This window comes from Curtobacterium herbarum (assembly GCF_016907335.1).
Classification (GTDB): Bacteria; Actinomycetota; Actinomycetes; order Actinomycetales; family Microbacteriaceae; genus Curtobacterium; species Curtobacterium herbarum.
This window is the reverse complement of record NZ_JAFBBT010000001.1, coordinates 1070955-1083170: the sequence shown is the minus strand read 5'-3', so window position 1 is coordinate 1083170 and position 12216 is coordinate 1070955. Positions and strand designations below refer to the sequence as shown.

The window sequence follows — 12216 nt, the reverse complement described above, 5'->3', positions numbered from 1 at the left end:
CCGGCCCGGGCGCTCGCTCGAGCCGGACTACCGGCCGCCCATGCCGGACAGCATCTCCGGCGCCACGATGACGAGCAGGACGATGAGGATCACCGGGTTCGCGAAGAACGCCACGACGACGCCGACCACGCCGTACCAGCGGCCGAACGAGCCGACCGCGGCGATGAAGCCCAGGACCGCGGCGACCAGGGTCAGGAACACCACGACGAAGCAGATGCCGAACGCGAACGTCGTGTCGCCGCCCATGAACACCGCGAACGCGCTGGCGTCCACCGCGGCCGCGACGACCGCGAGGCCGAGGGCGATCTTGCCGGTGATCGGGTTCTTCCGACGCCGTGCTGCGGGCTGCCGGGTGACGTCGACGGTACCCTGACGCATCAGCCGCGCGAACTCGTCCGTCGCCACCGAGCCTCCTCATCCGTCCCCGACCGGCAGCCATGACCGGCGCCGGCACTGCCGACCGGTGGTCGACCGCAGCGATGCTAGTGCGCTGCCCTGGCGGTCTACTCCGAGAGTCCGGGAGGCACGCTGGACGGCCCTGCGAAGATGACCGGGTGCCCGATGTGACCCCGCCCACGCCCACCGTCGTCCCCGAGCTGCCCGACCTGCTCGCGACCGCCCGGGTGGTCGCGCTGCCGATGCGGGTCCGGTTCCGCGGCATCACCGTCCGCGAGGCCCTCGTGCTCCGCGGCCCCGAGGGCTGGACCGAGTTCTCCCCCTTCGTCGAGTACGACGATACCGAGGCCACCGCCTGGCTCCGCGCGGCCGTCGACTTCGGCTGGACGCGGCACCAGCCCGGTGCCGACAGCGTGCCGGTGAACGCCACCGTGCCCGCGATCCCCGCCGAGGATGTCGCCGACCTGCTCCGCCGCTACCCCGGCTGCACCACCGCGAAGGTGAAGGTCGCCGAGCCCGGCACGAGCATCGAGGACGACGTCGCCCGCGTCGCCGCGGTCCGTCGGGCGATGGGCGAGGACGCCGAGGTCCGCGTCGACGCGAACGGGCTGTGGGACCTCGAGGAAGCGACGGCCGCCCTCGGACGACTCGCCCCGTTCCGCCTGCAGTACGCCGAGCAGCCCGTCGCGTCGGTGGCGGACCTCGCCGCACTGCGTGCCCGGGTCGCCGGGCTCGGCGTCCGGATCGCCGCGGACGAGAGCGTCCGGAAGGCCGCTGATCCCCTCGCCGTCGCCCGTGCCGGCGCCGCGGACGTCCTCGTCGTCAAGGCGCAGCCCCTCGGCGGGGTCACCGCGGCCCAGGCGGTCATCACCGAGGCGGGGCTGCCCAGCGTGGTCTCCAGTGCGATCGACACCTCGATCGGCCTTGGCATGGGCGCGTTCCTGGCGTCACGGGCGATGGCGCCCGGGTACGCGGCCGGGCTCGGCACCGCGGCGATGTTCGCCGGCGACGTCACCGCGGACCCGCTGCTGCCCATCGACGGCCGGATCGCGGTGCGGCGGGTCGAACCGGACCCGGACCTCCTCGACCGGTGGGCGGCCTCGCCCGAGCGCACGGCGTGGTGGCTGGCGCGGCTCGGCCGGGTGCACGCGCTGCTCGCAGCGCGGTCGGCTCAGCCGACCCGGCCGAGTCGGCCGTAGGGCCGCACCGCACGACGGACGAGAGGCCCGACACCAGCTGGTGTCGGGCCTCCCGTCCGTTCCGTGGGTCGCGTCCGCCCCGTGGTCGCGCGCGCTGACCGGGGCGTCCCGATCACCGGGCCGTGAAGATCACAGACCCGAGTAGCTGTGCAGCCCCTTGAAGAAGACGTTGACGACCGAGAAGTTGAACATCACGGCAGCGAAGCCGATGAGCGCCAGCCACGAGGACCGGGCACCACGCCACCCGCGGGTCGCCCGCGCGTGGATGTAGCCGGCGTAGAGGGTCCAGATGATGAACGTCCAGACCTCCTTCGTGTCCCAGCCCCAGTAGCGACCCCAGGCCCGCTCGGCCCAGATCGCACCGGCGATGAGCGTGAAGGTCCAGAGCACGAAGCCGACCAGGATCACGCGGTAGCTGAGGACCTCGAGCCGGTCGGCGTCCGGCAGCGTCTCCATGAAGCGCAGGCGGCGCGAGACCGGGCGGCCCTGACGGTAGGTCTGGACCAGCTGCGAGACCGCCAGGCCCGCGCCCAGGGCGAAGAACCCGGTGCCGGCGATGGCGACGAAGACGTGGATGACGAGCCAGTACGACTCGAGCGCGGGGACGAGCGGGCGCACCGGCACGTAGTAGTTCACGGTGGCGATGCCGAGCAGGATGATCGCCAGGCCGGTGATGAACACGCCCAGGAACTTGAGGTCCTGCCAGAACTGCACGAGCAGGAAGACGGCGATGATCAGGCCGGTGCCGGTCAGCGAGAACTCGAACATGTTGCCCCACGGCACCCGGTCGGCCGCGATGCCGCGGAGCACGATCGCGCCGATGTGGACGACGAGGGCCAGGATCGTCATGGCCATGCCGACGCGCTCGAACTTCGAGCCGCGCTGGCCGCGGCCACCGCTGCCGTCGTCGCCCGCGCGCTTCTGCTGGACCCGTTCGAGGACGACGGTGCCGCCCTGGACGGTCGCGACCGTGGCGACGCTCGCGTCGTCACGGTCCGCGGCAGGCCCACCGCGGCTGGTCTCGAGCCCGACGTCGCCGGCGCGCTTCGCCATGTCGAGCGCGAAGGAGATGAACGCGATGACGTAGACCGCCATCGCGGAGTACGTCAGCACGACCGAGTAGGTCGCAAGGGTCGTCGTGTTCACTTGCTGATCCTAACGCCGAGGTCCGACATGTGCTTCTGGGCGATGTCCGCCACCGCGCGTTCCAGGTTGGGGTCCTCGCCACGCGCGAGGCCGGCGTACTCGAGGTCGAACCCGTCGTCCTCGGCACCGGTCCGCCGCACCGCCTTCACCCACACGCGGCGGCGCGGGACGAACAGCGAGGTGAGGAGGCCCAGGACCGCCAGGATCGCGAAGAAGGCGACCCAGAGCTGGGACGGGTCGTGGTGCACGTCGAGGGACACGTAGCGCTTGACCCCGTCGAACGTGATCGATCCGGCGCCGTCCGGCAGCTGCTTCGTCTGGCCGGGCTTCATCGCGAGGCTCGGGGTGTCCGACTGCCGGCCCGCGATCTGCTGCAGGCCCTTCGTCGAGAGCTGGTAGACGCTCTGCGGGACACCGTCGTCGAGGCCGAGGTTGCCGGTGTACACCTGCAGCGACAGCATCGGGTTCTTGGTGTCCGGGTAGTTCGACGTGAAGGCCCCGGCGTTCGTCCCGCTGGTCTGCTGCACCGCGGTCGGGTAGAAGAAGCCGATCATGCCGAGCTGGTCGGGTGAGGCGTCCGGCACCTTGATGACCCCGGTGGAGGTGTAGTTGCCGTCGTCCGGCAGGAACGGCACGACGTCCTGGAACGCCACGTTGCCCTTGCCGTCGCGGACGGTGACCTGCATCGCGTAGCCGTTGCCGAGCAGGTAGACGTTCGTCCCGCCGATCGACAGCGGCTCGTTCACACCGAGACGACTGGTCTTCGCGGTGCCGTCCTTGGTGCGCGCGGTGACGGTGGCCGAGTAGTCGGTCGCCTGCCCCAACGCGTCGAGGTTGCGCTCCTCGTACTTCGTCGTGAACTTGTCGAGCGTCAGGTTGTAGGGCGTCAGGTCGTTCGGCGAGAACCAGCGTCCGGGGTTGAACGAGTCGTACGCGCCGATGACGTTGGTGAACGACTGCCCCTCGACCAGCAGCCGCTGTCCGGTGTAGCTGAACCCACCGCCCAGACCGACGGCCAGCAGCACGCCGACGAGCGCCGAGTGGAACACCAGGTTGCCGGTCTCCCGCAGGTAGCCGCGTTCGGCACTGACCGAGTCGCCGAACCGCTCGACGCGGTAGCCCGACTTCTTCAGCTGGGTCATGGCCGTCGTGACCGCGTGGTCGACGGACGGGAGGCCCGTGGCCGCGCCCGTCTGGCCGCTCACCGTCTCGCCGTCCACCGTCTGGCCGCCCATCGTTTCCGGGCTGATCGTCACGGACCGGTACCCGGCCAGACGGCCGAGGCGCGCCGGGGTCTTCGGCGGCCGGGTGCGGAGCGCCTGCCAGTGGTGCCGGGTCCGCGGCACGATGCAGCCGATGAGCGAGATGAAGAGGAGCAGGTAGATCGCCGAGAACCACACCGAGGTGTAGGTGTCGAAGACCTGCAGCTTCTCGAGCACCGGGGTCAGGTCCGGGTGGCTGTTCTTGTACTGCACGACGCCGTTCGGGTCCGCCTGCGTCTGCGGGACGAGCGAGCCCGGGATCGCCGCGAGGGCGAGGAGCAGCAGCAGGAACAGCGCCGTGCGCATGCTCGTCAGCTGCCGCCAGGCGAACCGGAGGTAGCCCAGCAGGCCGAGCTTCGGCTGCGTGATGCCGTCGGCACCGCTCGTGGCGACGGGTGTGCCGTCGACGTGGTCGGCGGGGCGCTGCGGGTCGGACGAGCTGTCGGTGCCGGTGCTTCCGGCGTCCGTCACGTCGTCCTTGTCGGTGTCAGACCGCGGGGACATAGCTCTGGATCACCGCCCCGACGCTCGACATGACGGCCGACCAGATGCCGGTGACCATGAGCAGACCGATGACGATCAGGATCGCTCCTCCGATGATGTTGACGGTGCGCATGTGCCGCTTGACGACACCGATCGCGCCCGAGGCCCAGCCGGCGCCGAGGGCGACGAGCAGGAACGGGACGCCGAGCCCGATGCAGTACGCGATGCCGAGCACGACACCCTGCCAGGCGCTGCCGGACTGGAAGCTGATGAGGTTGATGGCCGCCAGGGTCGGGCCGATGCAGGGCGTCCACCCGAGGGCGAACACGATGCCGAGCAGCGGGGCGCCGAGCAGGCCGGTGCGCGGGGTGAAGTTCGTCTTGACGGTCCGCTGCAGGAACGTGAAGCGGCCGATGAACACCAGGCCCATCGCGATCACCACGATGCCCATGAGCTGGACGATGAGGTCGCGCCAGCGCACCAGCCAGAAGCCCACGGCGCCGGCGGCCGCGGACCCGAGGACGAAGACGACCGTGAAGCCGAGCACGAACAACAGCACACCGAGCAGCACTCGCCCGCGCGAGTGCCGGCTGCCGTCCGCGATGCCGCTGACGTAGCCCAGGTAGCCCGGCACGAGCGGCAGGACACACGGGGACAGGAAGGACACCAGTCCGGCGAGCGCCGCCACCGGCAGGCCGATGAGGAGCTGCCCGCTGAAGATCGCGTCGGCGAAGGGGTTCCCGCTGGACACGGGTCAGGACGCCTTGCCGGTGAGCTCGTCGTCCACCAGGGTCTTCAGGATGCTCGGGCCGTCGACGGCGCCGAGGACACGGGCCGCGACCCGGCCCTTCTTGTCGAGGACGATCGTGGTCGGCACGGCGTTCGGGGCGATGTCGCCGGAGAGCGCGAGCTGCATCGCGCCGCTGCGGGCGTCGAGCACGGTCGGGTAGTCGACGCCGAACTTCCGCTCGAACGCCTTCGCGGTGCCGGCCTCGTCGCGGACGTTGACGCCGATGAAGTACACGTCGTCGTCGGCGAACTCGTCCTGGACCGTGTTGAGGTACCCGGCTTCGGCGCGGCAGGGCGGGCAGCCGGCGTACCAGAAGTTGATGACCACGACGTCGCCGCGCATGGCCTTCGCGGAGAGCTCGTCACCGTCCATCGACTTCGCGGTGAAGTCGATCGGGTCGGTCCGCTTGTCGGCCGCGACCTCGGTCACCGCTCCGGTGCCGGAGATGTAGTTCTGGGTGGTGCCCTTGCCGTACTGCGCGGCGAGGCCGTCGTTCGAGGAGCTGCACCCGACGAGCGCGAGTGCGGCGGCGAGGGCGATCGCGGCGGCCCCGGCGGTCCGGAGGCGCGTGACACGAGCGCGGTTGGTTCGGGTCGTGCGGGTCACACTGCTCCTTCGTCGACGGCTGACCCGCGGAGGTCGGCCGCCGGGTCCGCGTACCCGACCTCGGTGAAACGACCGGCGGCGGTGTCGGGTACCCGCTGGAGGCTCGTGATGCTGGACAGGTCGCACCGGCGCTTGCGCGGGTCGTGCCAGAGCGGTTCCCCCGCCAGGCGACGGTGCACCATCCAGATGGGGAGTTGGTGGCTGACGAGGACGACGTCCCCACCGTCGACGCTCTCCCACGCGGTGGTGACGGCGGCGAGCATGCGGTTCGCGATCGACTCGTACGCCTCGCCCCAGCTCGGACGCCAGGGGTTCGCGATCCACGGCCACTCGGCCGGGCGGCGGACGGAGCGCTTGGTGAACCCGGGAGGCTGACCCTCGTACCGGTTCGTCGGCTCGATGAGGCGTTCGTCGAGTCGGACGTCGAGACCGTACGCGGCCGCCCAGGGTGCGGCGGACTCCTGCGTGCGCTGGAGCGGCGAGGCGACGATCGCGCGGACGTCGACCCCGGCGTCCTTCCAGGCGGCGGCGGAGACCCCCGCCATCCGGGTGCCGAGCTCGCTCAGACCGAAGCCCGGGAGCCGCCCGTAGAGGACACGGTCGGGGTTGTGGACCTCGCCGTGCCGCACGAGGTGGATCGTGTTCGCGGGCATGGGTTCCAGTGTAGATCGGTCCGGCTCGCCCACCCGCCGCACAGCAGATCCACGGCTGCACAACCGTTCAGTGCGCCGTCACCCGAGGTGGCCGGAGAGCCGTCCGTGCAGTGCGATCGACCCGGTGTTCAGGTTGACCACCTCGACGGTGGACCCGTGCTGGGCGAACCGCTGCTCGATCCCGTCGAGGGCCGCCACGGTGCTGGCGTCGAAGACGTGGGCGTCGGTCATGTCGATGACCACGTGTTCCGGGTCCGCCGCGTACGAGAACCGGGTGACCAGGTCGTTCGACGACGCGAAGAACAGCGCCCCGCGGACCCGGTAGCGCACGGTGTGCTCGTCGACGGGTTCGCGGACGACCTCGACCACGTGGGCGACGCGGCGGGCGAAGACGAGTGCGGCCGCGACCACACCGGACAGGACCCCGGTCGCCAGGTTGTTCGTCGCCAGGACCACCAGGACGGTGATGACCATGACCGCCGTCTCCCCCAGGGGCATCCGGCGGAGCGTCCGCGGTCGGATGCTGTGCCAGTCGAAGGTCGCGACGCAGACCATGAGCATGACCGCGGTCAGGGCGGCCATGGGGATCTCGGCGACCACGTCGTGCAGCACGATCGTGAGCACGAGGATGGCAGCCCCTGCAGTGAAGGTCGACACCCGGGTCCGGGCGCCGGCGGTCTTCACGTTGACGACGGTCTGGCCGATCATCGCGCAGCCGCCGGTGCCGCCGAAGAACGCGGCCGCGATGTTCGCGATGCCCTGACCCCAGGACTCCCGCCAGGCGCTCGACCGCGTCTCGGTGACGGCGTCGACGAGCTGTGCGGTGAGCAGGGTCTCGATGAGCCCGACGACCGCGACGCCGAACGCGTACGGCGCGATGAGCTGCAGCGTGTCGAGCGTGAACGGCACGGTGACCCCGTTGAACCCGGGCAGTGCCGTCGGGAGCGCACCCTCGTCGCCGACGGTCGGGACGGCCACGCCGAACAGGACGGTGATGCCGGTGATCACGACCACGGCGATGAGCGGTGCCGGGACCGCCTTCGTCAGGAACGGGACGCCGATGATGAGCCCGATGCCGAGCGCGGTCAGGGGCCAGACGACGACGGGGACGTCGGGGCCGAACAGGTTCGGCAGCTGCGCGGTGAAGATCAGGATCGCGAGCGCGTTCACGAACGCGACGTTGACGCTGCGCGGGATGAAGCGCATCAGGCGGGCGACACCGAGGAACCCGAGCGCCAGCTGGACCAGGCCGCCGAGCACGATCGTCGGGACCAGGTAGGCGACGCCGTGGTCGCGCACCAGTGGGGCGATGACGAGGGCGACGGACCCCGCGGCGGCGGAGATCATCGCCGGACGGCCGCCCACGATCGAGATGACGATCGCGAAGACCACGCTCGAGAAGAGTCCGACGGCCGGGTCGACGCCCGCGACCACCGAGAACGAGATGGCCTCGGGGATCAGGGCGAGCGCGGTGACCACGCCGGCCAGGACCTCCCGGGTCAGCAGGCGCGGCGAACGGAGGGCGGACAGGACGCTCGTCGCGCGCGGGACGGTGCTGGTGATCGACATCGGTGGGGACCCTACCGTCGTGTGAGGGTTGGCGCGACCCGGGCGCGCTCCCGACCTGCTCTGCCACGATGGCCGACATGACCGACCCGGACGTCCCCGCCACCATGCACATCGGTGAACTCGCCGACCGCACCGGGATGTCGCTCCGGTCGATCCGGCACTACGACGAGGTCGGCCTGCTGGTGCCGAGCGGTCGGACGTCCGGCGGCTTCCGGGTCTACACGGCCGGGGACCTCGAGCGTCTGCTCGTCATCCGCCGCATGAAGCCCCTCGGGTTCACGCTCGAGGAGATGGCCGGACTGCTGCGGGTCGTCGACGGACTGGCGACCGCGGACCCCACCGAGGCGTCCACCCTGGCGGCCCGGCTCGACGAGTTCCTCGAGGACGCCCGGGCCCGGCACGCCAAGCTGCTGCAGCGGGCCGCGATGGCCGAGGAGTTCATCGGCACCCTGGGTCGGCTGCGCGCGTCGGTCTGATCGGACGCTCGACCGGTTCCGGCCCCGCACCACTCGGCGAGGGGCGACCGGCGACCGCGACCCCGACCGAAGAGAGGGGTGGCCAGGCCGCAGCACCGGGACCCTCCGTCACGAGTCCCTCCCCGTGTCCTTCCGCGACCTGGCCACGAGGACGACGGTAGGGACCTGCCGGAGCCGGGGCGGGCCTCCCGGTCGTCCCTGTGGATGAACGCTCCGAGCAGTGCCGCTGTGCAGGGAGGGGCGGAGCCCGGACCGAGTTCGCCACCGGCACGCCACGGGCACGCCCGGCCGGTAGACTCGACGACCGTGATCGAACGCACCCGCATCGCCGACCTCGCAAGCCTCCCCGACGGCCCCGTCTCCGTGGCCGGATGGGTCGAGACCGTCCGCGATCAGAAGAAGGTGCAGTTCGTCGTCCTCCGCGACGAGAGCGGCGCCGTCCAGCTGGTCAACCCCGCCACCCGTGAAGCCGTCGAGGGTGACGACACCTCCGCCGCGGCGCTCGCCACCACCGAGACGATCTCGGGTCTGGCGCACGGCTCCTTCATCCACGTGACCGGCACGCTGAAGGCCGACGAGCGCGTCAAGCTCGGCGGGCTCGAGGTCAAGGTGGGCGAGCTCACCGTCGTCAGCGCCGCCATCCCCGAGACACCGATCGCCGACGACTCCTCGCTCGACAAGCGTCTCGACTGGCGTTTCCTCGACCTGCGCAACCGCAAGCAGAACCTCATCTTCCGCATCCAGACCACGATGGAGCACGCGTTCCGCACCTACTGGGTCGAGCGCGACTACATCGAGATCCACACCCCGAAGCTGATGGCGTCGGCGTCCGAGTCCCGCGCCGAGCTCTTCCAGCTCGAGTACTTCGAGACCACCGCGTACCTGTCGCAGTCGCCGCAGAACTTCAAGCAGATGGCGCAGCCCGCGGGCTTCGGTGCCGTGTTCGAGATCGCCGACGCCTTCCGCGCCGACCCCTCGTTCACCTCGCGCCACGCCACCGAGTTCACCAGCGTCGACGCCGAGTTCTCGTGGATCGAGTCGCACGAGGACGTCATGGCGATGCACGAAGAGGTCCTGGTCGCCGGCATCACCGCGGTCAAGGAGAAGTACGGCAAGGACATCGAGGAGGTCTTCGGCTTCGAGCTGCAGGTCCCGTCGACGCCGTTCCCCCGCGTGACCCTGGCCGAGGCCCGGACCATCGTCGCCGAGAGCGGCCACGACGTCGTCCGCGCCGACGGCGACCTGGACCCCGAGGGCGAGCGCCGCGTGTCGGCCTGGGCCAAGGAGCACCACGGCTCGGAGTTCGTCTTCGTCACCGACTACGACGCCTCGATCCGGCCGTACTACCACATGCGCCACGCCGACGACCCGACGCTCACGAACAGCTACGACCTGCTGTTCAACGGCGCCGAGATCTCCACGGGTGCGCAGCGTGAGCACCGTGTCGACGTCCTCACCGCCCAGGCGGAGGAGAAGGGCCTCGACCCCGCCGAGCTCGGCTGGTACCTGGACTTCTTCCGCTACGGCGTGCCGCCGCACGGCGGGTTCGGGATGGGTCTGGCCCGCGTGCTCATGCTCATGCTCGGCGAGCCGTCCATCCGCGAGGTCACGTACCTGTTCCGCGGCCCGACGCGCCTGACCCCGTAGGCAGCGCGGCGGCGCGAACCGGCATCGGCACGGGCCGCCGCTGGCGCGGATCGGCATCGGCACGGGCCGCCGCTGGCGCGGATCGCCGTCGCACAACTGGAACCGGCTCGAACCACGAAACTCCGTGGTTCGAGCCGGTTCTCGTTGTGCGGTGCCAGAGCGCACCGGCCGGGGGCGGCGGCGCCGGACCGACACCAGCGCCGGCACCCGCGCTGCCCGGGCTCAGTCCTGCCCGGACTCAGTCCTGCCAGTCGATGGCCGCGCGGCTGGTGACCATCGCGCGGATCTCGGCAGCGGCGGCCTGGTGGTCCGGGTGGAACTGGTACTCGTCGAGGCCGGCGAGGTCGTCGAAGGTCGCGACGACCGCCAGGTCCTGGTTCTTCCCCGGGTAGGCGACGTTCTCGACGACCTCGAGCGACCGGATCGAGCCGACGACCCCGACGAGACCGGTGAGCAGTTCGCGGACGCGGGCGACGGCGACGTCGCGGTCGAGGTCCTCGCGCAGGGTCCAGGAGACGACGTGGCGGATCACGCGCGGGCCTCCGCGAGTTCGATCGCCCGGGCGAGTCGCTCGGCATCGACGTGCCAGTTGCTGTGCACGCGGCCGTCGACGAGCACGACGGGGATGTCCTCGGCGTACTCCTGGCGGAGCGCGTCGTCGTCGAGGATCGACCGTTCCTGGAGGGTCGTGCCGGGGTGCGCGGACACGACCTGTTCCACGACGGGTCGCGCGTCGTCGCAGAGGTGGCATCCGGGCTTGGTGAGGAGCGTCACGGCGGGCATGGCTCCAGGGTAGCCCGGCGCCTCCGACGACCGGCCGACGGCTCGGCTTCCCCGGATCGGCGGGCATCGGCGCAGTGGAAGCCGGTTCGACACCGCCCCGGGAAATGCGAAAGCCCCGGCGAACCGGGGCTTCAGCGGCAAGTCTTGCGACTTACTTCTTGTTGCGACGCTGGTGACGCGTCTTGCGAAGGAGCTTGCGGTGCTTCTTCTTCGCCATGCGCTTGCGACGCTTCTTGATGACAGAACCCATGTGGACCTCGCTCGGACTGATGGTGATGTACGGACACCGGGCCGATGAAGCCGCGGAAAATCAACCTGCCCGAGTCTACCGGAGGGCTGACGCGATGTCGAACGGCGCCGGAACGGACGGTGGACGCCCGGGGCGGATGCGTCGGGTCAGCCGACGTCGGCGATGCCGCCACGGAGCATCTCCGCGACCGCCGACTCGGGGACCCGGAAGGACCGACCGAACCGGATGGCGGGGAGCTCGCCGGCGTGCACCATGCGGTAGACCGTCATCTTGGAGACACGCATCATCTCGGCGACCTCCGCGACGGTGAGGAAGCGCACGTCGTCGAAACTGCCGGTCATGATCCGCCTTCGGGCTGGCTTGCTTGTTGTGACCTGTGTGGTCTCTGGACACTGTAGAGGCGCGTGAGCCTCGCTGTCCAGCAGCTGGTCAGTCGTCCTCGGGGCGCTTCGTGAACCGACGGCGGCTGCGGTCGACGACACGCTCCCACCCCTGCTGCGCGCCGGTGAACGCCACGGTCGCGCGGTGCGACGCCTCGGCCATCACCCGGCCCAGTTCGGTCCCGACCTCGACGGTCCCCCTGCCGCCCGGCGCACCGCGGCGGAACGACACCGGCTGGCCGTCCGGTGTCCACGACGTCGTCGCCGGGGTGCCGTCGGCGTCCACCGCGTTCGTGAACGGGACGACCCAGTCCTCGATGCCGAGCAGGGGCTCCGGGTCCAGGCGGTAGTAGCGGTGTTGGCCCTCTTCACGGCTGGTGACGAGCCCGATGTCGCGGAGCACGCGGAGGTGCTTCGACACCGTCGGCTGGCTCACGCCGAGGCGCAGCACGAGCTGTCCGACGCTGAGTTCGCCGCCGGTCGCGTCCGCCCCGTACGCGGTGAGCAGTTCGCCCAGCAGTGCCCGCCGCGTCGGGTCCGCGACGACGCTGAAGATGTCGGCCATGGGGAGAGGCT

At 70.8% G+C, this 12216-nt stretch carries 15 protein-coding genes; 3 read left to right on the top strand and 12 right to left on the bottom strand.

The annotated features are described in order from the left end of the window. Positions 1-27: 27 nt before the first annotated feature. Complete coding sequence (locus JOD51_RS05310; protein WP_204607340.1) at positions 28-405, bottom strand: hypothetical protein; 378 nt, start codon at positions 403-405, stop codon at positions 28-30. Positions 406-554: 149 nt separating this feature from the next. Here JOD51_RS05310 and JOD51_RS05305 point away from each other — a divergent pair, with 149 nt between their 5' ends. Then, positions 555-1595 (top strand): o-succinylbenzoate synthase, encoded by a 1041-nt coding sequence (locus JOD51_RS05305; protein WP_259558877.1) that lies wholly within the window; start codon positions 555-557, stop codon positions 1593-1595. A gap of 129 nt (positions 1596-1724) precedes the next feature. Here JOD51_RS05305 and ccsB read toward each other — a convergent pair whose 3' ends face one another. The 6 genes from ccsB to JOD51_RS05275 all read right to left on the bottom strand — a co-directional run bounded on the left by ccsB (position 1725) and on the right by JOD51_RS05275 (position 8104). Continuing rightward, positions 1725-2741: a c-type cytochrome biogenesis protein CcsB gene (gene ccsB / locus JOD51_RS05300; RefSeq protein WP_372377695.1), complete on the bottom strand. Its 1017-nt coding sequence runs from the start codon at positions 2739-2741 to the stop codon at positions 1725-1727. After that, on the bottom strand, positions 2738-4507 hold the full coding sequence (gene resB / locus JOD51_RS05295; protein WP_204607339.1) for a cytochrome c biogenesis protein ResB: 1770 nt from the start codon (positions 4505-4507) through the stop codon (positions 2738-2740). Before resB ends, ccsB begins: the two co-directional genes overlap by 4 nt. Continuing rightward, positions 4491-5237, bottom strand: coding sequence for a cytochrome c biogenesis CcdA family protein (locus tag JOD51_RS05290; RefSeq protein WP_111074371.1), 747 nt, complete (start codon positions 5235-5237; stop codon positions 4491-4493). The genes resB and JOD51_RS05290 overlap by 17 nt, the downstream gene beginning before the upstream one ends. 3 nt (positions 5238-5240) lie before the next feature. Beyond that, complete coding sequence (locus JOD51_RS17515; protein ID WP_204607338.1) at positions 5241-5882, bottom strand: TlpA family protein disulfide reductase; 642 nt, start codon at positions 5880-5882, stop codon at positions 5241-5243. Continuing rightward, the gene (locus tag JOD51_RS05280; protein WP_204607337.1) at positions 5879-6535 is read right to left on the bottom strand and encodes a histidine phosphatase family protein; all 657 of its coding nucleotides are present in this window, start codon (positions 6533-6535) and stop codon (positions 5879-5881) included. The genes JOD51_RS17515 and JOD51_RS05280 overlap by 4 nt, the downstream gene beginning before the upstream one ends. 78 nt (positions 6536-6613) lie before the next feature. Next, the gene (locus JOD51_RS05275) at positions 6614-8104 is read right to left on the bottom strand and encodes a SulP family inorganic anion transporter (RefSeq protein WP_204607336.1); all 1491 of its coding nucleotides are present in this window, start codon (positions 8102-8104) and stop codon (positions 6614-6616) included. Between the two features lie 77 nt (positions 8105-8181). Here JOD51_RS05275 and JOD51_RS05270 point away from each other — a divergent pair, with 77 nt between their 5' ends. Beyond that, entirely contained in the window at positions 8182-8580 is a 399-nt protein-coding gene (locus JOD51_RS05270) for a MerR family transcriptional regulator (protein ID WP_204607335.1), read from the top strand. A 306-nt stretch (positions 8581-8886) separates the two neighbouring features. Further along, on the top strand, positions 8887-10227 hold the full coding sequence (gene aspS, locus JOD51_RS05265; protein WP_204607334.1) for an aspartate--tRNA(Asn) ligase: 1341 nt from the start codon (positions 8887-8889) through the stop codon (positions 10225-10227). Between the two features lie 238 nt (positions 10228-10465). Here aspS and JOD51_RS05260 read toward each other — a convergent pair whose 3' ends face one another. The 5 genes from JOD51_RS05260 to JOD51_RS05240 form a co-directional block, all read right to left on the bottom strand. Next, on the bottom strand, positions 10466-10759 hold the full coding sequence (locus JOD51_RS05260; protein ID WP_204607333.1) for a Dabb family protein: 294 nt from the start codon (positions 10757-10759) through the stop codon (positions 10466-10468). Next, positions 10756-11010, bottom strand: coding sequence for a glutaredoxin family protein (locus tag JOD51_RS05255; RefSeq protein WP_204607332.1), 255 nt, complete (start codon positions 11008-11010; stop codon positions 10756-10758). The genes JOD51_RS05260 and JOD51_RS05255 overlap by 4 nt, the downstream gene beginning before the upstream one ends. 151 nt (positions 11011-11161) lie before the next feature. Next, the gene (locus JOD51_RS05250; protein WP_003792170.1) at positions 11162-11260 is read right to left on the bottom strand and encodes a 30S ribosomal protein bS22; all 99 of its coding nucleotides are present in this window, start codon (positions 11258-11260) and stop codon (positions 11162-11164) included. A 146-nt stretch (positions 11261-11406) separates the two neighbouring features. Further along, on the bottom strand, positions 11407-11601 hold the full coding sequence (locus JOD51_RS05245) for a helix-turn-helix domain-containing protein (RefSeq protein ID WP_111074377.1): 195 nt from the start codon (positions 11599-11601) through the stop codon (positions 11407-11409). 88 nt (positions 11602-11689) lie between these two features. Continuing rightward, complete coding sequence (locus tag JOD51_RS05240) at positions 11690-12205, bottom strand: ArsR/SmtB family transcription factor (protein WP_204607331.1); 516 nt, start codon at positions 12203-12205, stop codon at positions 11690-11692. Positions 12206-12216 lie beyond the last annotated feature (11 nt).